General features: G+C 44.7%; 18 protein-coding genes and 1 pseudogene. 9 read left to right on the forward strand and 10 right to left on the reverse strand.

The genetic code is table 11. The features are described from left to right. The 4 genes from OCV44_RS02890 to nadC all read right to left on the reverse strand — a co-directional run bounded on the left by OCV44_RS02890 (position 1) and on the right by nadC (position 4476). Positions 1 to 1227, reverse strand: a complete 1227-nt coding sequence (locus OCV44_RS02890) for a type II secretion system F family protein (protein WP_139685629.1) — start codon at positions 1225 to 1227, stop codon at positions 1 to 3. Positions 1228 to 1242: 15 nt separating this feature from the next. After that, positions 1243 to 2928, reverse strand: a complete 1686-nt coding sequence (gene pilB / locus OCV44_RS02895) for a type IV-A pilus assembly ATPase PilB (protein ID WP_139685628.1) — start codon at positions 2926 to 2928, stop codon at positions 1243 to 1245. Beyond that, on the reverse strand, positions 2929 to 3327 hold the full coding sequence (locus OCV44_RS02900) for a pilin (protein ID WP_065678066.1): 399 nt from the start codon (positions 3325 to 3327) through the stop codon (positions 2929 to 2931). It abuts the gene before it with no gap. A 258-nt stretch (positions 3328 to 3585) separates the two neighbouring features. Next, complete coding sequence (gene nadC, locus OCV44_RS02905; protein ID WP_139685627.1) at positions 3586 to 4476, reverse strand: carboxylating nicotinate-nucleotide diphosphorylase; 891 nt, start codon at positions 4474 to 4476, stop codon at positions 3586 to 3588. Positions 4477 to 4559: 83 nt separating this feature from the next. On the opposite strand from nadC, the pseudogene ampD reads away from it, so the two are divergent. The 5 genes and pseudogenes from ampD to lpdA all read left to right on the forward strand — a co-directional run bounded on the left by ampD (position 4560) and on the right by lpdA (position 12716). Beyond that, positions 4560 to 5160, forward strand: a pseudogene (gene ampD, locus OCV44_RS02910) (1,6-anhydro-N-acetylmuramyl-L-alanine amidase AmpD). Positions 5161 to 5642: 482 nt separating this feature from the next. Further along, positions 5643 to 6404, forward strand: coding sequence for a pyruvate dehydrogenase complex transcriptional repressor PdhR (gene pdhR, locus OCV44_RS02915; RefSeq protein ID WP_009847596.1), 762 nt, complete (start codon positions 5643 to 5645; stop codon positions 6402 to 6404). Between the two features lie 62 nt (positions 6405 to 6466). Continuing rightward, on the forward strand, positions 6467 to 9130 hold the full coding sequence (gene aceE / locus OCV44_RS02920) for a pyruvate dehydrogenase (acetyl-transferring), homodimeric type (RefSeq protein ID WP_139685623.1): 2664 nt from the start codon (positions 6467 to 6469) through the stop codon (positions 9128 to 9130). A 26-nt stretch (positions 9131 to 9156) separates the two neighbouring features. Further along, positions 9157 to 11046, forward strand: a complete 1890-nt coding sequence (gene aceF, locus OCV44_RS02925; protein WP_139685622.1) for a pyruvate dehydrogenase complex dihydrolipoyllysine-residue acetyltransferase — start codon at positions 9157 to 9159, stop codon at positions 11044 to 11046. A gap of 242 nt (positions 11047 to 11288) precedes the next feature. Next, complete coding sequence (lpdA, locus tag OCV44_RS02930) at positions 11289 to 12716, forward strand: dihydrolipoyl dehydrogenase (RefSeq protein ID WP_086048782.1); 1428 nt, start codon at positions 11289 to 11291, stop codon at positions 12714 to 12716. A 388-nt stretch (positions 12717 to 13104) separates the two neighbouring features. Here lpdA and OCV44_RS02935 read toward each other — a convergent pair whose 3' ends face one another. Next, positions 13105 to 13710, reverse strand: coding sequence for a LuxR/HapR/OpaR family quorum-sensing transcriptional regulator (locus OCV44_RS02935; protein ID WP_139685621.1), 606 nt, complete (start codon positions 13708 to 13710; stop codon positions 13105 to 13107). 337 nt (positions 13711 to 14047) lie between these two features. Between OCV44_RS02935 and hpt the strand changes: the two genes are divergently transcribed. Further along, a complete protein-coding gene (hpt, locus tag OCV44_RS02940) occupies positions 14048 to 14578 on the forward strand; it encodes a hypoxanthine phosphoribosyltransferase (RefSeq protein ID WP_009847591.1) in 531 nt (176 codons plus the stop codon). 92 nt (positions 14579 to 14670) lie between these two features. Here hpt and can read toward each other — a convergent pair whose 3' ends face one another. Next, positions 14671 to 15330, reverse strand: coding sequence for a carbonate dehydratase (can, locus tag OCV44_RS02945; RefSeq protein WP_139685620.1), 660 nt, complete (start codon positions 15328 to 15330; stop codon positions 14671 to 14673). A 286-nt stretch (positions 15331 to 15616) separates the two neighbouring features. On the opposite strand from can, the gene OCV44_RS02950 reads away from it, so the two are divergent. From OCV44_RS02950 to OCV44_RS02960, 3 genes are all read left to right on the forward strand, one after another. Then, complete coding sequence (locus OCV44_RS02950) at positions 15617 to 17248, forward strand: SulP family inorganic anion transporter (protein ID WP_029223085.1); 1632 nt, start codon at positions 15617 to 15619, stop codon at positions 17246 to 17248. Positions 17249 to 17569: 321 nt separating this feature from the next. Beyond that, positions 17570 to 18487: an ABC transporter ATP-binding protein gene (locus OCV44_RS02955; protein ID WP_139685619.1), complete on the forward strand. Its 918-nt coding sequence runs from the start codon at positions 17570 to 17572 to the stop codon at positions 18485 to 18487. Between the two features lies 1 nt (position 18488). Continuing rightward, positions 18489 to 19259, forward strand: coding sequence for an ABC transporter permease (locus OCV44_RS02960; RefSeq protein WP_009847587.1), 771 nt, complete (start codon positions 18489 to 18491; stop codon positions 19257 to 19259). A gap of 170 nt (positions 19260 to 19429) precedes the next feature. Here OCV44_RS02960 and panC read toward each other — a convergent pair whose 3' ends face one another. The 4 genes from panC to pcnB are packed head-to-tail and all read right to left on the reverse strand — an operon-like array spanning position 19430 to position 22983. Then, a complete protein-coding gene (gene panC / locus OCV44_RS02965) occupies positions 19430 to 20320 on the reverse strand; it encodes a pantoate--beta-alanine ligase (RefSeq protein WP_122045977.1) in 891 nt (296 codons plus the stop codon). An 8-nt stretch (positions 20321 to 20328) separates the two neighbouring features. Then, positions 20329 to 21123 carry a 3-methyl-2-oxobutanoate hydroxymethyltransferase gene (gene panB, locus OCV44_RS02970; protein WP_139685618.1) on the reverse strand — a complete coding sequence of 265 codons (795 nt, stop codon included), beginning with the start codon at positions 21121 to 21123 and terminating at the stop codon, positions 20329 to 20331. A 22-nt stretch (positions 21124 to 21145) separates the two neighbouring features. Next, positions 21146 to 21631 (reverse strand): 2-amino-4-hydroxy-6-hydroxymethyldihydropteridine diphosphokinase, encoded by a 486-nt coding sequence (folK, locus tag OCV44_RS02975; protein WP_086048788.1) that lies wholly within the window; start codon positions 21629 to 21631, stop codon positions 21146 to 21148. Then, positions 21628 to 22983 carry a polynucleotide adenylyltransferase PcnB gene (gene pcnB, locus OCV44_RS02980; protein ID WP_041472901.1) on the reverse strand — a complete coding sequence of 452 codons (1356 nt, stop codon included), beginning with the start codon at positions 22981 to 22983 and terminating at the stop codon, positions 21628 to 21630. Before pcnB ends, folK begins: the two co-directional genes overlap by 4 nt. Positions 22984 to 23064 lie beyond the last annotated feature (81 nt).

Raw genomic sequence — 23064 nt, forward strand, 5'->3', positions numbered from 1 at the left:
CTATCCTAACACACTCATAAGATTAAAGATCGGTAAGTACATCGCGACAACCAGTCCACCAATAGCGGTGCCTAAAAATACGATGATCAAAGGTTCTAAAATCTTGCCTAAATTGTCGACGGTGTTGTCGACTTCAAATTCATAAATTGAAGCGATTTTATTGAGCATGTCATCAAGGTTACCGGACTCTTCTCCTATCATGACCATCTGTAAAACCATCTCAGGAAAGGCATCGGTATTACGCATCGCGATATACATCGGCATGCCAGCGGCAGTTTCACGGTGAACCTCGATGATGGCCGATTCATAATGCAAGTTACCTGCTGTTTTGGCTGTGGTCTTCAGGCTGGTTAAAATAGGAATCCCTGAACTAAAACTGGTTGATAAGGTTCGGCTGAATTTGGCGATAGAGGCTTTGGCTAATACTCCACCAAGAATAGGGAATCGCAAACCTAGACGACTGAATGATAAACGAATGGAATAAGACCGCTGACGCAGTTGGTAGGTAAATAATATGACTAGCCCGATGCCAACGGCAGCATAAAGACTGTAAGCCTGCACCCAATGCGAAAGGGAGAGTACTTGTTGAGTAAACCAAGGGAGGTCTGCTCCGAAGCTTGAGAACATCGATTCAAATTCAGGAATGACCATGGTGAGCATTAAATAGGAGACAGTCAGCGCGACAGCGACCACCATTGTGGGGTAAATCAGTGCTTTTATGACCTTAGACTTTAGCTGCTCACTCTTTTCTCTATAGGTTGCCAAGCGTTCAAATACTTGCGCTAGGTTACCGGAAAGCTCGCCGGTAGCGACCAAATCGGTATACAGGTCATCAAAGTGAGTGCTTGCCGTCCGCATCGCTTTTGAGATAGGAGTTCCCGCTTCGACACCTCGACAGATGTGCAATAGAATTGATTTCATTTCAGCTTTGCGGTGATTGTCTGATACTAGCTTAATGGCTTGTACGATAGGTACGCCAGTTGTAAGCATGGTCGCAAGTTGTCGAGTCAAAATAGTGATGTCTTTGGCTTTGACTCGATGTGTTAAACGAGTGACAGCTGAGATACTTTTCTTTTTGATTTTCTTAATCTGAATATGCTGCTCTTTGAGCTTTTCTCGTACTTCTAATTCGGTGAGTGCCAAGGTTTGTCCTGACACCTTTTTGCCTGAGCTATTTATGCCTTTCCAGTGGTAGTTTTTTAATTGTGACTGCAGTTTAGTGCTCATGAGTGCTCCGATGGATTATAGATACAGAACACGTTGCAGTTCTTGATAGCTGGTCGTGCCTTCAAGCAACTTATCGATACCCGATTCTTGCAGTGTTCTCATTCCTTCTCTGCGAGCGAGATCTTCAATCTCTGACGCGTTGGGTTTATTGATCAGACTATTTTTTAGTTTGTCAGTGAACGGCATCACTTCGTAGATACCCACTCGACCTGAGTAACCCTGATTACACTCGTTGCAACCTTGAGGGTTGGCTTGGTAGATGTTTTGGTTGTTAGGAATAGAGTGACGTAGAAATATGTCCGGCGAGTTGTCAGCTGCTTTACAGTGGTTGCACAGTCGCCTTGCCAGTCGCTGCGCGATAATCAAGCTTAATGATGAAGCGAGGTTAAATGGTTCTATCCCCATATGGGCGAGTCGAGTCACGGTTTCCGAAGCTGAGTTAGTATGGAGTGTCGAAAGGACTAAGTGACCCGTTTGCGACGCTTTGATCGCGATCTCTGCGGTTTCCAAATCGCGGATCTCACCGACCATCACCACATCAGGATCTTGTCGCAAGAAGGATCGTAGTGCTTCGGCAAACCCAAAACCGATCTTTGGCGTTACCTGTACCTGATTAATACCACACAGGTTGATCTCTACCGGATCTTCAGCCGTTGAGATATTACGCTCAGAGGTGTTAAGTATGCGAAGTCCAGTGTAAAGAGATACTGTTTTGCCACTGCCTGTGGGCCCAGTCATTAAGATCATCCCTTGGGGGCGTTTTAGGGCATTGAGATAGAGCGCTTTTTGATCCTCGCTGTAACCTAATTTATCGATATCTAAATTGGCTGCGCTGCTGTCTAGAAGACGCAGTACGATCTTTTCTCCCCATAATGTCGGTAGAGTCGATACACGCATATCGATCGCGAGTTCGTCATTTAAACGCAGCTTAATACGACCATCTTGAGGTAAGCGACGTTCGGCGATATCAAGCTTTGCAAGGATCTTTAAACGAGCGGATAATCGACGGCTTAAATGAGACGCGGGCTGTTGGACCTCAACAAGGATCCCGTCGCAACGCAGACGTACTCGGTAGTTTTCTTCATAAGGTTCGAAGTGGATGTCTGATGCGCCTTTGCGTACCGCATCCACTAATATTTGGTTGATAAAACGGCTAACAGGGGAGTCGTCTTGGCTGAGGTCTTCAATTGAAGTCATTTCATCGTCAGAGACTTCAACAAGATTGGCGAGCTCATCTTGGGTGATCTCTTTGCGCTTGGAGTCTTGTCCGGAAATAGATCGGCCATATAGCTTTCGTATAACGCCTTCTAATTCTGAATAGTTAGCGACAACGAGTTCTATCTGCAATCCAGTCGCGAATCTAAAATCGTCTTCAGCTTGCAAGTCGGTTGGATCGGCAGAGGCGAGCGTGAGAGTAGAGTTAGAGAGGGCAACTGGGATAGCACGATACTTAGTGATCAATTCACGAAGTCCCAATTGGTCACACAAGATTTCATAGTCAGTATTGGCCAGTTGCACTAACGGCAAACCGAAAATGGTTTTGATGTTATTAGCGAGGCTCTCGTCAGAGAAGATGTCTAGAACAAGCAAAGCTTCAGGTGTAGTAATACCTGAAGCTTGTACATGTTCCGCAACGGCCTGTTCTTGAGTCAGGCTAAGTAAACTAGCCTGACGGAGAATGGTTGGGAGGTTGGTTAGCACCTATGAGCAACCGTTTATACTAACACCAGCCGATACGGTTAAAGCGCAAGTCCACGAACCATTTGTAGTATCTCTTGATAGGATGACTTTAGAGCCACGACCACCACCTGATGTTACTTCAACTGTAACGTTATTAGATGCTACGGCAACAGTTCCAAGAGAGAATGGAGTTGCATTAACTGCTGCTGAAGTTCCCGGGTAAGTACCATTGACAGCAATATAATCTTCAATATTTGTTTTAAGTGCTGTGGCTGTGGCATATGCAGCGCCTGCTGCTCCTTTTTTTACGTAGGTCTGATATTGTGGTATCGCAATAGCAGCTAATACCCCAATTACAGCCACCACTATCATCAATTCAATCAGCGTGAAGCCTTTCTGGTTTTTTCTTTTGTTTTTCATAGTTCTATTCCATTAGTTAGTTAGTTTGTTTCAGTGCAAGCACCGGTTGATGGAGAGAATAGAAGTTGAGATCGAGAAGTGGAATGGTGTTCAGGTGCGGGCGCGAGTGATTTTGAACTTATTAGTGTGTCGTTTCATATAAGGTGCAAGATTATGCGATCAGCTTAGTTAACTGGTAGATATACTGATAATAAAAGCAATAAAAAGGCATGGCTGATTGCCATGCCTAGAAGTTAAGTAATTGATAGAACTATGAGATTAAGCTTTGAATCGCATTGAAAGGTCCATTGCTTTTAGATGCTTAGTCAGTGCTCCGACCGAGATGTAATCGACACCCGTTTCAGCAAATTCTGCAATCGTATCTAAAGTTACGTTACCTGAGTTTTCTAGTGCAGCACGACCTGCGTTGATTTTAACGGCTTCACGCATCATGTCTGTGGTGAAGTTATCTAGCATGATGATGTCTGCGCCAGCACTGATAGCTTGCTCTAGTTCCTCTAGGCTTTCTGTTTCAACTTCTACAGGCTTGCCCGGGTTAAGTTCTTTTGCTGTCGAGATCGCTTTCTCAATGCCACCACAAGCGATGATGTGGTTTTCTTTGATTAGGTACGCATCGAAAACGCCAATACGGTGGTTGAAGCCACCACCACAAGCCACAGCATATTTTAGTGCGCTACGTAGGCCTGGAATCGTTTTGCGAGTGTCTAACAGGCGGCATTCTGTGTGTTTGATTTTGTCAGCGTAGATTGCTGTCGCCGTTGCACAACCAGATAGTGTTTGAATGAAGTTCATTGCATTACGCTCACCCGTTAATAGTGCGCGTGCAGGGCCTGTTAGGCTACAAAGCGTTTGATTTGGTTCAACCTTGTCACCGTCTTCTACGTTCCACTCAATAGTGACTTCACCGCCCAGTTGCTTAAACACTTCATCGGCCCAAGCTTTACCACAGAATACGCCATGTTCACGGGTAATGATGGTTGCGCTGTTGATTGCGTCTACAGGGATTAGACTTGCTGTAATATCAGCCGCTGGATCTAACGTTCCACCTAGATCTTCTTTGATGGTCTCAGCGACTGCGCGAGTGATCTCTAGCGGCAGCTGCTCTTTTAAGTAATCAAGGCGTTGGTGGCTGTTATGTGTGTTTTTCATCGCAAATCTAATCTTGAAAGGGAGTGGGAATGGAATGATACTCTTGCTTAACTTCAAATTAAAGAGGCTAGCGCGACTGCTCTATGGGCAAAGTCACAATCTTATTGCGCTAGTAGAAAAGAAAGTGAGACCAAGATGACGATGAGCTCCAACGGATGGTACGACACCGCTCGACATGTTCCTTCTCCGTATTTTGATGCTAGACCCAGCGTCGACGATATCTCTCTGCTGGTGGTCCATAACATTAGTTTACCTCCGGGCCAATTTGGTGGCCCTTACATTGAACAGTTTTTTACTGGCAAACTTGATCCGGTAGAGCATCCGTTCTTTAAGGTGATTCATAAAATGGGCGTTTCGGCTCATTGCTTGATTCGCCGTGATGGTGAGGTGGTGCAGTTTGTATCGTTTCTTGATCGTGCTTGGCACGCAGGTCAGTCGAGCTTCGCAGGGCGTGAACGGTGTAATGATTACTCGATTGGTATTGAACTGGAAGGAAGTGATTTTGTGGCTTATACCGAGCCGCAGTACCAAGCGCTTATTCGATTAACAGAAACGATCGCATTGACTTTCCCTCAAATAACCACCGAACGTATCACTGGTCATCAATATATAGCCCCGCTACGCAAAACTGACCCTGGCTTGGTTTTCGACTGGCAGAAGTTTAAAGGCAAGCTCAAGGTTTAAGCTTCATTTTTGAGGATGTCTGTAAGGATGCTAGGTGTTGAATAGTCAATGCTTGGCATAATGGCTTGTAAATTTTTGTTGTTGCGATGTAAATAAAGTGGTTAGGGGGAGGGCGTTAATAAATCGAGAGTGTGACGAGCTTATCAAACGATCTAATATTAAAATTTATGAACAGAATTTCTGTCTCTAATGTGCGCTTGGTTCGATTTTTAATCAAGTGGCACTCATCTTTCTGAAACATTCCATTTTTATCCTGAAACTTTCTAGCACGGATACTCCCCAAAAGTATTACCCCTGTAAATGGTAAGACCAAATTGGTTGCTGTTTTAAATTTCATTTGTTAAATCATGGTTAATTCGTGCTGTGTTCTATGATTCAGGTCAATTTTACTCTGGACAGTGGCGTTTTAATTATGTTAATTTCTGCCCAAATTAAAATTGGTATTACCAATTGTCAGCGAAGAAAAAGAAGAACAACAAACTATGGCTTATCAAAGGATTCGTCAGCCAAAACTCTCGGACGTTATCGAACAAGAGTTAGAAAGGTTGATAGTGGAAGGAACACTGGCTCCAGGGCAGCAGCTGCCGCCTGAGCGCGAACTGGCGAAACAGTTCGATGTGTCTCGTCCTTCAATCCGAGAAGCGATACAACGTTTGGAAGCAAAACGCTTGCTTACTCGCCGTCAAGGTGGAGGTACGTTTGTTAGCGAAAATATCTGGAAGAGCTTTTCAGATCCTTTGCTTAATTTGTTGTCGTCCCATTCTGAAACCCAACTAGACTTGTTGGAATCGCGTCATGCGATGGAAGGGATTTCGGCTTACTTCGCGGCATTGCGTGGCACTGATGAAGACTTTGCTCGAATTCAAGCATGCCAAGAAAAAATTCGTGGTGCGCAAGATAAGGGTGATATTGAAGCCGAATCTGCAGCTGTGATGGCTTTTCTTATTGCTTTAACAGAGGCAGCGCACAATGTGGTGTTATTGCACATTGTCCGTAGCTTGGCTCCGTTACTCGAGCAAAACGTCTTAGAAAATTTAAAACTGTTGCATCGTCGTAAAGACGTTGTGGAGAAAGTGAGTATACATCGAGCTAATATTGTAGATGCGATCGTTTCAGGACAGCCAGAACAGGCGCGTGAAATGTCACACTCTCATTTAGCTTACATCGAAGAAACATTGATGGATTTGACCAAAGAAGAATCGCGCCGCGAACGTTCTTTACGTCGAATCCAACAGGGTAAATAGCCGTAATACTTCGGCTTTTTACGTGTTTAGTAGAATCCAACTAACAAAAAGGATAGATCGCCATGTCTGACATGAAGCATGACGTTGATGCTCTGGAAACTCAAGATTGGTTAGAAGCTCTTGAGTCAGTAGTACGTGAAGAAGGTGTAGAACGTGCACAGTTTTTACTAGAACAAGTTCTAGATAAAGCGCGTTTAGATGGTGTTGATATGGCTACAGGCATCAACACGAACTACATCAACACAATTCCAGCAGCACAAGAGCCAGCTTACCCTGGTGACGTAACTCTTGAGCGTCGTATTCGTTCGATTATTCGCTGGAACGCAATCATGATTGTATTGCGTGCTTCTAAGAAAGACCTAGACCTTGGTGGTCACATGGCTTCTTACCAGTCAGCTGCTGCGTTCTACGAAGTATGTTTTAACCACTTCTTCCGTGCTCCAAACGAGACAGACGGTGGCGATTTAGTTTACTACCAAGGTCACATCTCTCCAGGTATCTACTCTCGTGCATTCGTTGAAGGTCGTCTAACTGAAGAACAGCTAGATAACTTCCGTCAAGAAGTTGATGGTAAAGGTATCCCTTCTTACCCGCACCCTAAACTGATGCCTGAGTTCTGGCAGTTCCCAACAGTATCTATGGGTCTTGGTCCGATCTCTGCTATCTACCAAGCGCGCTTCCTTAAGTACCTTGACGGCCGTGGCCTGAAAGAAACTTCAGCGCAACGCGTATACGCGTTCCTAGGTGACGGTGAGATGGATGAGCCAGAATCACGTGGTGCTATCTCTTTCGCTGCGCGTGAGAAGCTAGACAACCTATGTTTCCTAATCAACTGTAACCTACAGCGTCTAGATGGCCCTGTAATGGGTAACGGTAGCATCATCCAAGAACTTGAAGGCCTATTTAAAGGTGCAGGTTGGAACGTTGTTAAAGTTATCTGGGGTAGCAACTGGGATTCTCTACTAGCTAAAGACACGACTGGTAAGCTTCTTCAACTAATGAATGAAACTATCGACGGTGACTACCAGACATTCAAATCTAAAGATGGCGCATACGTACGTGAGCACTTCTTTGGTAAGTACCCAGAAACAGCTGCACTAGTTGCAGACATGACTGACGACGAAATCTTCGCACTTAAGCGTGGTGGTCACGATTCTTCTAAACTGTTTGCTGCATTCAACAATGCAAAAGAGACAAACGGTAAGCCAACTGTAATCCTAGCTAAAACTGTAAAAGGTTACGGCATGGGTGATGCGGCTGAAGGTAAGAACATTGCACACGGTGTTAAGAAAATGGACATGACTCATGTTCAACACCTACGTGATCGTCTAGGTCTAGAAGACATCCTTTCAGACGAGAAAATCGCTGAACTTCCATACTTAAAACTGGAAGAAGGTTCTGCTGAGTACGAATACATGCACGCGCGTCGTAACGCTCTACACGGTTACACACCTAAGCGTCTGCCAAAATTCACTCAAGAATTCAAAGTTCCTGAGCTAGACGCGTTCGCACCTTTACTAGGTGAACAGAAGCGTGATATCTCTACAACTATGGCTTATGTACGTACGCTAAACATTCTTCTTAAAGATAAGAACATTGGTAAGAACATCGTTCCTATCATCTGTGATGAAGCTCGTACATTCGGTATGGAAGGTCTATTCCGTCAGATTGGTATCTACAACCCGCACGGTCAAGACTACACGCCTGAAGATAAAGGCATCGTTTCTTACTACAAAGAAGCGACTTCTGGTCAAGTTCTTCAAGAAGGTATCAACGAACTAGGTTCTATGGCTTCATGGGTTGCAGCTGCAACTTCATACAGCACAAACGATCTACCGATGATCCCGTTCTACATCTACTACTCAATGTTCGGTTTCCAACGTATTGGTGACATGGCTTGGTTAGCAGGTGACCAACAAGCTCGTGGTTTCCTACTTGGTGCAACGGCAGGCCGTACAACGCTAAACGGCGAAGGTCTACAGCACGAAGATGGCCACTCGCACATCATGGCGAACACAGTACCTAACTGTATCTCTTACGACCCAACGTTTGCTTACGAGCTAGCGGTCATCATGCAAGACGGTATCCGTCGCATGTACGGTGAGAACCAAGAGAACGTTTACTACTACCTAACAGTAATGAACGAAAACTACGCAATGCCAGCAATGCCAGAAGGCGCTGAAGAAGGCATCCGTAAGGGTATCTACAAGCTTGAGTCTTACGCAGGTACTAAGTCTAAAGTTCAGCTAATGAGCTCTGGTACTATCATGAACGAAGCGCGTAAAGCCGCTCAAATCCTAAGCGAAGAGTACGGCGTAGCATCTGACGTATTCTCTGTAACGTCGTTCAACGAACTGACTCGTGACGGTCAAGCGGTAGAGCGTGACAACATGCTTCACCCAGAAGCTGAAGAGAAAGTACCGTACATCACAACTGTTCTTGGTAACGAACCTGCAATCGCAGTTACGGATTACATGAAGAACTACGCTGAGCAAGTACGTGCATTCATGCCTTCTGAGTCTTACAAAGTACTTGGTACTGACGGTTTCGGTCGCTCAGACAGCCGTGAAAACCTACGTCGTCACTTCGAAGTAAATGCAGGCTACGTTGTTGTTGCAGCACTTACTGAACTGGCTAAACGTGGTGATGTTGAGAAATCAGTAGTTGCTGAAGCAATTGCTAAATTCGGCATCGACGCAGACAAAATTAACCCGCAATACGCATAAGACTGGCATTAAGGTAGGTAAATACAATGACAATCGAAATTAATGTACCAGACATCGGTGCTGACGAGGTTGAAGTAACTGAGATTCTTGTAAACGTTGGCGACAAGGTTGAAGAAGAGCAGTCACTGATCACTGTTGAAGGCGACAAAGCTTCAATGGAAGTTCCTGCGTCTCAAGCGGGTATCGTTAAAGAAATCAAAATAGCAGAAGGCGATTCTGTTTCTACTGGTTCTCTTATCATGATCTTCGAAGCGGAAGGTGCAGCAGCACCGGCTGCGCCAGCAGTTGAAGCGGCGGCACCTGTTGCAGCTGCTCCTGCAGCGGCCGCTGAGCTTAAAGAAGTTCACGTTCCTGATATCGGCGGTGATGAAGTTGAAGTAACTGAAATCATGGTAGCTATCGGCGACGCAGTAGAAGAAGAGCAATCTCTTCTTACTGTTGAAGGTGATAAGGCTTCAATGGAAGTACCTGCACCATTCGCTGGTATCGTTAAAGAAATCAAGATCGCTTCTGGTGATTCAGTATCTACTGGTTCTCTAGTTATGGTATTTGAAGTAGCGGGTTCTGGTGCTCCAGTTGCAGCAGCTCCTGCTCCAGCGGCGGCACCAGTTGCAGCGGCTCCAGCAGCATCAGCTGAGAAAGAAGTGAACGTTCCTGATATCGGTGGCGACGAAGTAGAAGTTACTGAGGTCATGGTAGCGGTTGGCGATACAGTAGAAGAAGAGCAATCTCTAATTACTGTTGAAGGCGACAAAGCTTCAATGGAAGTGCCTGCACCATTCGCTGGTACAGTAAAAGAAATCAAGATTGCAGCTGGCGACAAAGTGTCAACAGGCTCTTCAATTATGACTTTCGTTGTTGAAGGCGCAACTCCAGTAGCAGTAGCGGCTTCAGCTCCAGCACAAGCAGCAGCTCCGGCAGCAGCACCTGCACCTAAAGCAGAAGCAGTAGCTCCAGTAGCTGGCGACTTCCAAGAGAACGGCGAGTACGCTCACGCATCTCCAGTTGTTCGTCGTCTAGCTCGTGAATTCGGTGTAAACCTAGCGAAAGTTAAAGGTACTGGTCGTAAGAGTCGCGTACTTAAAGAAGACGTTCAGTCTTACGTTAAAGATGCACTTAAGCGTCTAGAGTCTGGTGCTGCAGCATCTGGCAAAGGCGGCGATGGTTCTGCTCTTGGTCTACTACCTTGGCCAAAAGTTGACTTCAGCAAGTTCGGCGAAACTGAAGTTCAGAAGCTTTCTAAGATTAAGAAGATCTCTGGCGCTAACCTGCACCGTAACTGGGTAATGATCCCTCACGTTACACAGTGGGACAACGCAGACATCACTGAGCTAGAAGCATTCCGTAAAGAACAGAACGCAATCGAAGCGAAGAAAGACACTGGCATGAAGATCACTCCACTTGTGTTCATCATGAAAGCTGTTGCTAAAGCGCTAGAAGCATTCCCAGCATTCAACTCGTCTCTTTCTGATGATGGCGAAAGCATCATTCTTAAGAAGTACGTAAACGTGGGTATCGCTGTTGATACACCAAACGGCCTAGTTGTTCCTGTCTTCAAAGACGTGAACAAGAAAGGCATTTACGAGCTATCTGAAGAGCTAATGGCTGTTTCTAAGAAAGCACGTTCTGGTAAGCTAACAGCGGCAGACATGCAAGGCGGTTGTTTCACAATCTCTAGCCTTGGTGGTATTGGCGGTACTGCATTTACTCCAATCGTAAATGCTCCAGAAGTAGGTATCCTAGGTGTATCTAAGTCTGAAATTAAGCCAGTTTGGAATGGTAAAGAGTTCCAACCACGTCTACAGCTTCCACTGTCTCTATCATACGACCACCGTGTGATCGATGGTGCTGAAGGTGCACGCTTCATTACTTTCCTAAACAGCGCACTATCTGACATTCGTCGTCTAGTACTGTAATTGAGAAAGTAATTATTAAGGTGACTTTCGGGTCACCTTAATTCTTTATATAAAGACTATTTTTAGAGAACAGTTTCCTGCATTTCTCATAATCTGATGGGGAATTGTTGTCTAGCTCACAGGCTAACTTAAAGCTACTTTCAAGCTGTTAACATCTCTGTAAAATGTTTCCTGTTTGAAAGCCCAATAATTTTAAGAACATCTACTCAGCCTGTTAGGGATAATGACTACAAGAGGTCACAATGAGCAAAGAAATTAAAGCCCAAGTTGTTGTACTTGGTTCAGGTCCTGCTGGTTACTCAGCGGCATTCCGTTGTGCAGATTTAGGTCTAGAAACAGTACTAGTTGAACGTTACAGCACTCTTGGTGGTGTATGTCTAAACGTTGGTTGTATTCCATCAAAAGCACTTCTTCACGTTTCTAAAGTAATTGAAGAAGCTAAAGCGATGGCAGAGCACGGCGTAGTATTCGGCGAGCCACAGACGGACATCAACAAAGTTCGCATCTGGAAAGACAAAGTAGTTGATCAACTAACTGGCGGTCTTGGCGGTATGGCTAAGATGCGTAATGTTACTGTTGTTAACGGTTTCGGTAAGTTTACTGGCCCTAACAGCATCGAAGTTGTTGGCGAAGAAACGACAACAATTAACTTTGATAACGCAATCATTGCTGCGGGTTCTCGCCCAATCAAACTTCCGTTCATCCCACATGAAGACCCACGTATTTGGGATTCTACGGATGCACTAGAACTAAACGAAGTACCAGAAAAACTGCTTATCATGGGCGGTGGTATCATCGGTCTAGAGATGGGTACGGTTTACCACTCTCTAGGTTCTAAAGTTGAAGTTGTTGAGATGTTCGATCAAGTTATCCCTGCTGCGGATAAAGACATCGTTAAAGTCTTCACTAAGCGCATTAAAGATAAGTTCAAGCTAATGCTTGAAACTAAAGTGACAGCTGTTGAAGCGAAAGAAGACGGTATCTACGTTTCAATGGAAGGCAAGAAAGCACCAGCAGAAGCTGAGCGCTACGATGCTGTTCTTGTTGCTATCGGTCGTGTTCCAAACGGTGCACTTATCGACGCTGAAAAAGCAGGTATCGAAGTTGATGAGCGTGGTTTCATTAACGTTGATAAGCAAATGCGTACTAACGTTCCTCACATCCACGCGATCGGTGACGTTGTTGGTCAACCAATGCTTGCTCACAAAGGTGTGCATGAAGGTCACGTAGCTGCTGAAGTTATCTCTGGTAAGAAGCACTACTTCGATCCTAAAGTAATCCCATCAATTGCGTACACTGAGCCAGAAGTTGCTTGGGTAGGTAAGACTGAGAAAGAAGCGAAAGCGGAAGGCCTGAACTACGAAGTTGCTACTTTCCCTTGGGCTGCTTCTGGTCGTGCAATCGCTTCTGACTGTGCTGACGGTATGACTAAGATGATCTTCGATAAAGAGACTCATCGTGTAATCGGTGGTGCTGTTGTTGGTACTAACGGTGGTGAACTTCTTGGCGAAATCGGCCTAGCAATCGAAATGGGTTGCGATGCAGAAGATATCGCACTGACTATCCACGCTCACCCAACTCTACACGAGTCTGTTGGTCTAGCTGCGGAAGTATTCGAAGGTTCAATCACTGACCTTCCAAATAAGAAAGCAGTGAAAAAGAAGAAGTAATTCTCTTTAGCCACTCGCTAATGTTTTTAAAAGCCGCTGATTCGTCAGCGGCTTTTTTATGTCTGAAGAAAAGATGGTCTTCATGCTTGTAAGAGATCCCCAACTCGCTCGTCCCTCGCTCTTGAGGATGACGAAGTGAAGCGTACTGGTTCTTTATATCCGTCATTCTCTAGAGTGACGAAGGAAGGAATAGGGAAGCTCAGGCTTTAGTGTCTGATTAATTTTTTTGTCTGTCGTTTACGGTGACGATGAAGTTAAGCGTAGTGGTTCTTTATATCCGTCATTTTCTAGGATGACGAAGGAAGGAATAGGGAATCTGATTAGGTGAGAGGAAATAAAAAAGGGCTAGCGTAAAAGCCAACCCTTTAGTTTTGTTCGAAGATCGAAGCTACTTATAAATACACAGCATATTTAGGTAGCTATCCGTCAAGGTCGAAAGTTCTTCTTGCGTATCTATACGTTTCGCTTGGATGAATAGCGAGTAACAAATGCCGTGGAACAGGTTCGCTAGATGTTTAGGAGCGTGATCGTCACAGACTTCGCCGCGTTCAATCGCCTTGCTAAACATGTTTTGCACTAACATTTGGTTGGTGCGGTTAGTGGTTACGAATAGCGGCCATACTTCATCGCGAGTTGATGCACTCCATTCGAACCATACGTTTAACCAATTGCTATCATGAGCCACTAAGGTCACCATTTCAGTCGCAATATTATGTAGATTTTCTTTTGCGTGAATATCTAGGTCAATGTTGTCTGAAAGGAAGTTCGAGAATTGACGAACAACGTGGTTAAGTACTTCATCAACCAGATCTTCACGGGTAGGGAAGTAGTTAAATACTGTTGCTACTGACACCTGAGCGATGTCGGCAATATCAGCGTGTCCACCGCGGCCAATGCCACGGCGAGAGAATACTTCAAGTGCGATTTCCATCAATTGAAGTTTTCTTTTTAAGGGTGAAAGCCTAGTTCTAGGTCTCTTCGTTATTGAGTCCATTTTGTTTTTCCTTGCCAACGAATTTTTATATTAATGATTTTATTATTATTTAAGCCAAGATGAGTGTAATGGTGCATATGTGAATGGTCAATCCCTTGTGCTTGTTTTATAGACAGTTACATCAAACTTGATACATAAAGCGTGATCAGTGTTGATGTGAAAGGATGCGAGTATTGGATAACGCACCAATGCACATTTCATTGATAATCTAACAGTAAATTCGAACCATAAGGTGGTGTGGGTATTTGAGCAGTGCTAGACTTACGCACAAAATTGAGCGACACAACTGACGAAAGTGTCAACATTCGTCGCAATCACCAAATAAAATGAGAGCAGTATGAAGCATACAGTTGAAGTCATGATCTCTGAGCAAGAAGTTCAGGATCGAGTGAACGAACTAGGCAAGCAGATCACGGAGCACTACCAAGGTAGCGAAGATCTAGTTTTAGTTGGCTTATTGCGCGGATCTTTTGTCTTTATGGCGGATCTTGCTCGTGCTATCGATTTAACTCACCAAGTGGATTTCATGACCGCGTCTAGCTACGGTAATGGCATGGAAAGCTCACGTGATGTTCGTATTTTGAAAGACCTTGATGATGATATCCAAGGTAAAGATGTTCTACTTGTAGAAGACATTATCGATACTGGTAACACACTGACTAAAGTAAAAGAGATCCTGAGCCTACGTGGTCCTAAGTCTATCGAAATTTGTACGCTATTAGACAAGCCGTCTCGTCGTGAAGTCATTGTAGATACAAAGTGGATTGGTTTTGAAATCCCAGACGAATTTGTTGTTGGTGTGGGTATCGACTACGCTCAAAAATATCGTCACCTACCGTACATCGGTAAAGTGGTACCTCAAGAGTAATTATGACTCTTTGAAAAAACAAAAAAGGCTCGCACAATGCGAGCCTTTCTTATATCTATTCTTGCCTATATCAACGGGTTAGGCGCTAAGAGTTAACCTAGGATTGGAGACGATAGAATTTTTTCAAGCGCCGCTAAATGGCTGTTCTCTAATGTGTTATTGCTTGAACAACGAACACCAAGATCTTGCAGCTTGCCATTACCAATACCATAAACCACACCGTGGATTTCAATATCTTGTCCACGCTCCCATGCGCTTTGCATGATGGTTGAGTTACCAAGGTTGTAGACCTGTTCTGCAACGTTAATTTCGCACAACTTGTCACCCCATTGTTCACGAGGTAGAGATTCAATTTGCTTTCGGTACTTAAGATAGTTATCGCGAATGTGCAGTAGCCAGTTGTTGATAAGACCCAGTTTAGGGTTATCAATCGCTGCGTTAACACCGCCACAGCCGTAGTGACCACAAACAATAACGTGCTTCACTTTGAGTACATCTACAGCGTATTGCACTACTGATAAGCAGTTTAGGTCGGTATGAACTACTTGATTAGCGACATTTCGGTGAACAAACAGTTCGCCAGAATACAAACCAGTGAGACGCTCGGCCGGAACGCGGCTATCTGAGCAGCCTATCCATAGAAAACCAGGGCTTTGACCCTCTTCAAGCGTTGTAAAATACTCTGGTCGTTGAGAGCGAATTTCTTCTGACCATTTAGAGTTGTTTTCAAAAAGCTGTTTAATCTCTGGCATTTTGCGTCTTACATCCCTTAATTAAGAACTCTAACTATACACAATGTTACAAATTCAATCTTGTAAAAACTGTGTCAAATAGTACTCATCTGACGTGTACTAGTCGTTAAAATCATTAACTTAGCGTAAAAGGCATAATCCGAATATAATAGACGAATAGTGTGATTAAATTAACACTTTCTGAACCGTTGATACATTTGTTAAAGTGATAAGGTTTGTCATTTCATCATCAGGAAGGTGTGTTTTGTTTGGAAGTCGTTTTACGGATATCAATCTCAAAGGAGATATGTTTGGCGGTGTCACTACAGCCATCATCTCATTGCCTTTAGCGTTGGCATTTGGTGTCGCTTCTGGTGCGGGCGCGGAAGCTGGCCTTTGGGGTGCCATCATGGTGGGCCTATTTGCAGCATTGTTTGGTGGCTCAAGCAGCTTGATATCAGAGCCTACTGGGCCAATGACAGTGATCATGACGGCAGTAATGACCAGCATGGTGGCCAAGTACCCTGAAACCGGGATGGCAATGACCTTTACCGTGGTAATGATGGCAGGTGCTTTTCAGATATTACTCGGTACATTAAAGCTAGGAAAGTACGTCACTTTGATGCCATATAGCGTGATATCTGGCTTTATGTCCGGTATCGGAGTGATTCTTGTCATTCTGCAACTTTCTCCTTTGCTAGGGCACGCAGCCCCTTCTGGCGGAGTGATGGGCACACTTTCGGCACTTCCTGATACGCTAGCTAATCTGAAAGTCAGCGAGCTGTTTTTAGGGGTATTAACGCTTGGTATTCTTTTCGGTTTTCCAGCTAAATATCGTAAGTATGTGCCCGCTCAATTGGTCGCTTTAGTGGCTGTAACGCTCTTATCCGTTATTATCTTTGATACCGACTCTATTCGCCGTATTGGTGAAATTCCCGCTGGCTTACCTTCTCTTGTTATTCCGACTATCAGCTCTGAGCAATTCACTACAATGGTTATCGATGCTTTGGTGCTAGGTACTCTGGGTTGTATCGATACGCTTTTGACTGCGGTTATCGGAGATTCATTGACTCGTAAAGAGCATGATTCAGACAAAGAACTTCGTGGCCAAGGCATTGCGAATATGATTTCTGGTCTGTTTGGTGCGCTACCCGGTGCGGGCGCAACCATGGGCACCGTGACCAACATTCAGGTAGGGGCTCGTTCTCCGCTTTCTGGTGTTATTCGTGCTTTGGTGCTTGCGCTAGTGGTATTGGTTGCGGGAGGCTTAACAGAGCCGATCCCTATGGCGGTGTTGGCTGGTATCGCGATGTATGTCGGTTTCAACATCCTTGATTGGAGTTTTATTCAGCGCGCACACAAGGTGAGTTATGCCGGCATGGGTGTCATGTACGGTGTGATGTTATTAACCGTATTCGTTGATCTAATTATTGCGGTCGGGCTGGGCGTTTTTATCTCAAACATTCTGATCATTGAAAGGCTGAGTCGAGAGCAAGCTAGACAAGTTAAGGCGATCAGTGATGGCGATGATGAAGACGATATCCCATTGACTGACAGTGAACGTCAGTTACTGGATAGTGCCAATGGTAAAGTGCTGTTCTTCTACCTTTCTGGGCCGATGATATTCAGTGTTTCAAAAGCGATTTCACGTCAACACTCGAGCATTTCTGATTATGAAGCGATGATCTTAGACCTAACTGATGTGCCTATGATTGATGTTACCGTTGGCTTAGCGCTAGAAAATGCGATTAAAGATGCCCTAGATGCGCAGTGTGAAGTGTACTTATTGTGTCCTAATGAGAATACTCGTCAGCAATTAGAAAAATTCCATGTGATTGACCTTGTGCCTGAATCCAATACTTATCGATTCAGATATGAAGCCCTGACAGCTGCAACAAGCTATGTTGATAGAGATGAACATCAATTTGACTCGGTTTAATCTTCAGCAATAATTTCACATGAATCAGTTATAGACGCCAAATATAGTATTGGTGATTAATGCCGTTAAGTTAATAACTTAACGGCATTTTTATGTTTACTGAACACTGAATTGCTCTTTACGTACCTAATATTCTTGTTCGCTTTCGAAAGAAAGCCTCACTCGGTATTTGTATTAATCGTTAATCAACGATAAACTTGTTTGCAAAATGGCCGAGTAAACAAGTTTGAGTTAGTTTTCTGCTAGCTCGTATTAAGCATTACTCTCTTCCTCAAATTCGGCCATCAACATCTTATCTATAGCAAATGGCAGTCTATCTCTATGTATGCATTAGAAATTGAGCAACTAAGAAAAACTTATGCAGGGGGCTTTGAGGCTCTTAAGGGCGTGAGTTTACAAGTAGAAAAAGGCGACTTTTACGCACTACTTGGCCCAAATGGTGCGGGTAAATCCACCACCATTGGTGTTATCTCTTCACTGGTTAATAAAACGTCAGGCAAGGTGAAAGTGTTTGGCTACGACATTGATACCGATTTGGAGCTAGCGAAGTTGAACTTAGGTTTAGTCCCGCAAGAGTTTAACTTTAACCCGTTCGAAACGGTTGAGCAGATCGTGCTACAACAAGCGGGTTATTACGGCGTGACTAAAACTCTTGCTAAAGAACGCGCTAAAAAGTACTTATCTCAACTCGATTTGTGGGAAAAGCGTGGCGAACGTGCGCGTAACTTATCTGGTGGTATGAAGCGTCGTTTGATGATCGCGCGTGCACTGATGCATGAGCCTCATTTGTTGATTCTTGATGAACCAACGGCGGGTGTTGATATTGAATTGCGTCGTTCAATGTGGGAATTCCTTAAAGAGATCAACGAGAAGCAGGGCATCACCATTATTTTGACTACGCACTATCTAGAAGAAGCGGAAATGCTGTGTCGTAACATTGGTATCATCAATCGTGGTGAGTTGATTGAAAACACCACAATGAAGTCGCTGTTGGGTAAGTTGAGTGCCGAGACCTTTATTCTTGATCTTGAAGACGGAGCGACTGAACCTAAACTTGAAGGTGTGAATAGCCAAGTGATGGTTAATGGCTCGCTAGAAATCGAAATCGACAAGAATCTAGGTTTGAATACCATCTTTGATCAATTGAGTGAGCAGCAGGTAAAAGTCCTCTCTATGCGTAACAAAGCAAACCGCCTAGAAGAGCTATTTGTGAGTATCGTCCGTGAGGGGAATAAATAATATGTACAGCCTATATTGGACCGCTTTCTGCAGCTTGTTGACCAAAGAGATCAATCGCTTCACGCGTATCTGGGTGCAAACTCTAGTGCCGCCAGCGATCACCATGACGCTTTACTTCATCATCTTCGGTAACCTGATTGGTGCGCGTATTGGTGAAATGAACGGCTTTAGCTACATGGAATACATTGTGCCCGGTCTGATCATGATGTCGGTGATCACCAACTCATATTCCAACGTTGCTTCATCGTTCTTTAGTGCCAAATTCCAGAAGAACATTGAAGAGCTGCTTGTAGCACCTGTTCCTAACTACGTGATTATCGCCGGCTTCGTAATGGGCGGCGTGGTGCGTGGCTTGTTAGTGGGTACTATCGTCACCTTTGTATCGCTATTCTTTGTTGACCTTCAAGTCGACCACTGGGGCGTGATCATTGCGACGGTATTTCTCACGTCGGTTGTGTTTGCTCTGGGTGGTTTGATCAACGCGGTATTCGCACGCACGTTTGATGATATTTCTATTATCCCAACCTTCATTTTAACTCCGCTGACGTATCTGGGTGGTGTGTTCTACTCGATCAGTCTATTGCCTGAATTCTGGCAAGGTGTATCGAAGTTGAACCCTATCGTGTATATGGTAAACGCGTTCAGATATGGCTTTTTGGGAGTGTCTGATGTTGGTATTGTGACGTCGTTTGGCGTACTAGGTGTGTTTATTGTCGTGCTGTATGGCATTGCACATTACTTAGTTACAAAGGGGATCGGCTTACGTAGTTAACTTTTGGTTATCCAAGAGCTATTAGTTATCCAGGATCTATTAGTTATCTAGGAGCTATTAATTATCCTGAATCGCAGGCAAAGAAAAAGGTCGATATTACATCGACCTTTTTTATGTTTTTCATTTGTGCTTTGCGGTAGAACCTGGTTTACGTAAAGAGAAGAAAGCGATTACTCAGCAGTTTCTTCTTTCACTTCTTCTTTCGTTTCCGAGACCAAATCTAAAACTTGGTTGTCGATAAGACGAGTCTTACCTAGGAAAGCCGACATTAGAATCACGGCTTGAGTCGATTCTGAAGTGATTGCTTGTAACGTTTTTACATCACAAATGAATATTTCATCCGGTTGCAGGTCTGCTGCGCGCAGTTGGTCTGTTGCATCTTCAATGACAGACGCGTAATCATCACGACCACCACGAATAGCACTGCTGATCCAACGCATAGTGCGCGCTAGAACTGGAGCTCGCTGACGTTCGTCAATCGTTAGGTTGCTATTGCGAGAGCTCATTGCTAAACCATCCATTTCACGAACAGTCGCGACACCCACAATCTCAATGTCTAGCGCTAAGTCAGTTGTCATCTGGCGAATCACAGCAAGTTGCTGGAAATCTTTCTCACCGAAGCATGCAAAGTCTGGCTGAACGATATTAAACAGTTTCGTGACAATTGTTGATACACCGCGGAAGTGACCTGGGCGAGAGGCACCTTCAAGCATATGAGATATACCAGGGACTTCAACAAACGTCTGTTTGTCTAATCCATCTGGGTACATCACCTCTGGTGTTGGCGTAAAGACTAACTCAACACCTTCGCCTGTTAGTTTGTTTAAATCGGCTTCTAACGTACGAGGGTAGTTGTTTAGGTCATCAGCACGGTCAAACTGCATTGGGTTCACAAAGATGCTTACCACAACAATGTCAGCCAACTCGCGAGCTTTCTTGACCAGAGTTAAGTGGCCTTCATGCAGGTTTCCCATTGTCGGGACAAAAGCAACCGTACGTCCATCACGCTTAAACTGTTTAATCTGCTCACGAAGAGCCGCTATTTCAGCAAAAGTTTGCATTGTTACTCCTAAGCGATTGTATGAGCATCATCAGGGAAACGTGCGCTCTCTACTTCTTCTTTGTATAGAGCGACGGCTTTACGCATATCACCTGTTTCAGCTAGGAAATTCTTAGAGAATTTCGGCATGTAGTTCGCAGAAATACCGAACATGTCATGCATAACCAAGATCTGACCATCGGTAACATTACCTGCGCCGATGCCGATAACCGGTACGTCACAAGCTTCTGTAATTCTTTTTGCTAATGAAGCTGGTACACATTCAAGAAGAACGATTTGAGCACCTGCATCTTGCAGTGCTAGTGCATCAGCAACCATTTTATCGGCTTGCTCGTTGTCACGACCTTGAACTTTGTAACCACCAAAAATGTTCACCGATTGAGGTGTTAAGCCTAAGTGCGCACATACTGGAACAGCACGTTCTGTTAGCATTTTCACAGTTTCAATCAACCAGCTTCCGCCTTCGATTTTCACCATATTCGCACCAGCACGCATTAAGGTTGCTGCGTTCTCACAGGCTTGCTCTGGTGTGGCGTAACTCATGAATGGCATGTCAGCCATAAGAAGACAGTTTGGGCTACCAGCACGCACTGAGCGAGTATGGTAAGCAATATCTTCAACGGTTACTGGTAATGTGTCGTTACGGCCTTGTAGAACCATACCCAGTGAGTCACCGACAAGCAGAACTGGCATTTCTTGGCTTTCGAATAATTGAGCAAAGCTCGCATCATAAGCTGTCGACGTCGCGAATTTACGGCCTTCTTGTTTGCACTTGATTAGGTCGTTAATGGTTACTTTTTTCATTGGTTTTCCTTAATGCGCTTGGCTATTGCTGCCAAACATTGAGCCCGTTCTTATCTACTATTTTTAGTAGCTCTGTCAGCTCAGTCCCATCAGGGAGTTGTAAACTTGGTGCGATTTCAGCAAGCGGGTAGAGCACAAACTCTCTTTCTTTCATTCCGTAATGAGGAACGGTTAAGCGCTCTGAATCGATCACCTCATTGCCGTATAACACGATATCGAGATCCAAGGTTCTTGGGCCCCAACGCTCGTCTTTACGGACGCGCCCTTGCTCTTGCTCGATCTTTTGAGTGCAATCAAGCAGTTCAATTGGCGTTAATTCTGTTTTAATTGCTACTACCGCGTTGATGTAGTCGGGTTGGTTTTGCGGCCCCATTGGAGTGCTACTATATAGCTGTGAGGTCGCAACAAACGTTGAACGCGGTAGGTTTTTTAGCGTTTCGATAGCCAAATTTGCTTGGCTAACGGGGTCGGCAAGATTACTGCCGACCGCAATGTAAGCCGTTATCATTCTGATTGCTTACTCTTTTTGTTTCTGTAAGTCTTACGGCGTCTATGGCCTGACTTTGATGGTGCTGCTACGTCATTAGCCATCGCTTGACGCATATTGCGTCCTGCTGTCTGATAACGCTCCCACCATTTTGCTAGTTCTTTGGTTTCGCCACCTTCAATCTCGCCACGCATTTCTAGGAAATCGTAGCCTGCACGGAACTTGTTTAGCTCCATCAGACGAACGGCACGTTTACCATTGCGGCGAGGCAGTCGCAGTTGCAGTTGCCAAACTTCGCGAATGGTTGCGGTATGGCGACGAGGAATCGCAATTGATTTTACTTGTCGATCAAGAATGATGTTACTTGCTTCCATGATCGCATCGTAGTGCGCCATACCCTGTTCAGCGACAAGCTTGTCTGCCAACTTGTTCATTGGGTACCAAAGCATTGCAGCAAACATAAACGCGGGGTTTACTCGCTTGCCATCTTCGATGCGAAGGTCAGTTGAGTCGAGTACCAGATCAAGCATCTGCTCGGTATGTGAGTCGTAGCCTTCTGTGAAGTGTTCCGCTACGGAAGGGAACATCTGCTGGAACAGGTTGTACTCACGCATCAAGTGGTAGGTTTCTAGACCGTGACCTGATTGCAGTAATTTTAGAGACTCTTCGTAAAGACGCGCTGCTGGAATATCTTTTAGAAGGTGTGCTAACTCTTCAATTGGGTCGGCTGTATCTTCCTCAATATCAAAATCCAGTTTAGCGGCGAAGCGCATTGCGCGTAGCATGCGTACTGGGTCTTCGCGGTAACGCGTTTCTGGGTCGCCAATCAGGCGGATGAGCTTATCTTCTAAATCTTCTACACCACCCGCGTAATCGTGGATGCTATAGTCTGCAATGTTGTAGTACATCGCATTGATTGTGAAGTCACGACGTTCTGCATCTTCATCAACATTGCCGTACACGTTATCGCGTAGCAACATACCTTCGTCAGATTGCGCAGAAACGTTTTTCGATGGCTCTTGGTGGTGACCACGGAAAGTTGCTACTTCAATGATGTCACGACCAAACATGATATGTGCCAAGCGAAAACGTCGACCGATAAGGCGACAGTTTCTGAATAGGTGCTTGATTTGCTCTGGCGTTGCGTTGGTCGCGATATCAAAATCTTTTGGCTGAGAGCCTAATAAGATGTCGCGTACACCACCACCGACTAGAAATGCGTCAAAACCCGCACCATTCAGGCGATATAACACTTTAAGTGCATTGTCGCTGATCTGCTTGCGTGAAATATTGTGCTCTTGACGAGTATAAATATTCAGAGCTAATTCGTGGAATCCGCGTTGTTCGCTTGGGGTATTGTCGTTTGTATTCATTAGTTTATAACAAAGTAGGTATCGCCAGCTTTGTTTTTCTCTTAGTCCAAAGTGGTAGTGCAGAGTTTAATTGCGGCTAAT

The organism is Vibrio tasmaniensis, from assembly GCF_024347635.1.
GTDB classification, from domain to species: domain Bacteria; phylum Pseudomonadota; class Gammaproteobacteria; order Enterobacterales; family Vibrionaceae; genus Vibrio; species Vibrio tasmaniensis.

Excerpts from the sequence above, each read along its gene's own strand:
- OCV44_RS02890 (WP_139685629.1), bottom strand. The coding sequence starts at position 1,227 with ATGAGCACTAAACTGCAGTCACAATTAAAAAACTACCACTGGAAAGGC.
- OCV44_RS02900 (WP_065678066.1), bottom strand. The coding sequence starts at position 3,327 with ATGAAAAACAAAAGAAAAAACCAGAAAGGCTTCACGCTGATTGAATTG.
- nadC (WP_139685627.1), bottom strand. The coding sequence starts at position 4,476 with ATGAAAAACACACATAACAGCCACCAACGCCTTGATTACTTAAAAGAG.
- pdhR (WP_009847596.1), top strand. The coding sequence starts at position 5,643 with ATGGCTTATCAAAGGATTCGTCAGCCAAAACTCTCGGACGTTATCGAA.
- aceE (WP_139685623.1), top strand. The coding sequence starts at position 6,467 with ATGTCTGACATGAAGCATGACGTTGATGCTCTGGAAACTCAAGATTGG.
- aceF (WP_139685622.1), top strand. The coding sequence starts at position 9,157 with ATGACAATCGAAATTAATGTACCAGACATCGGTGCTGACGAGGTTGAA.
- lpdA (WP_086048782.1), top strand. The coding sequence starts at position 11,289 with ATGAGCAAAGAAATTAAAGCCCAAGTTGTTGTACTTGGTTCAGGTCCT.
- OCV44_RS02935 (WP_139685621.1), bottom strand. The coding sequence starts at position 13,710 with ATGGACTCAATAACGAAGAGACCTAGAACTAGGCTTTCACCCTTAAAA.
- hpt (WP_009847591.1), top strand. The coding sequence starts at position 14,048 with ATGAAGCATACAGTTGAAGTCATGATCTCTGAGCAAGAAGTTCAGGAT.
- can (WP_139685620.1), bottom strand. The coding sequence starts at position 15,330 with ATGCCAGAGATTAAACAGCTTTTTGAAAACAACTCTAAATGGTCAGAA.
- OCV44_RS02950 (WP_029223085.1), top strand. The coding sequence starts at position 15,617 with ATGTTTGGCGGTGTCACTACAGCCATCATCTCATTGCCTTTAGCGTTG.
- OCV44_RS02955 (WP_139685619.1), top strand. The coding sequence starts at position 17,570 with ATGTATGCATTAGAAATTGAGCAACTAAGAAAAACTTATGCAGGGGGC.
- OCV44_RS02960 (WP_009847587.1), top strand. The coding sequence starts at position 18,489 with ATGTACAGCCTATATTGGACCGCTTTCTGCAGCTTGTTGACCAAAGAG.
- panC (WP_122045977.1), bottom strand. The coding sequence starts at position 20,320 with ATGCAAACTTTTGCTGAAATAGCGGCTCTTCGTGAGCAGATTAAACAG.
- panB (WP_139685618.1), bottom strand. The coding sequence starts at position 21,123 with ATGAAAAAAGTAACCATTAACGACCTAATCAAGTGCAAACAAGAAGGC.
- folK (WP_086048788.1), bottom strand. The coding sequence starts at position 21,631 with ATGATAACGGCTTACATTGCGGTCGGCAGTAATCTTGCCGACCCCGTT.
- pcnB (WP_041472901.1), bottom strand. The coding sequence starts at position 22,983 with ATGAATACAAACGACAATACCCCAAGCGAACAACGCGGATTCCACGAA.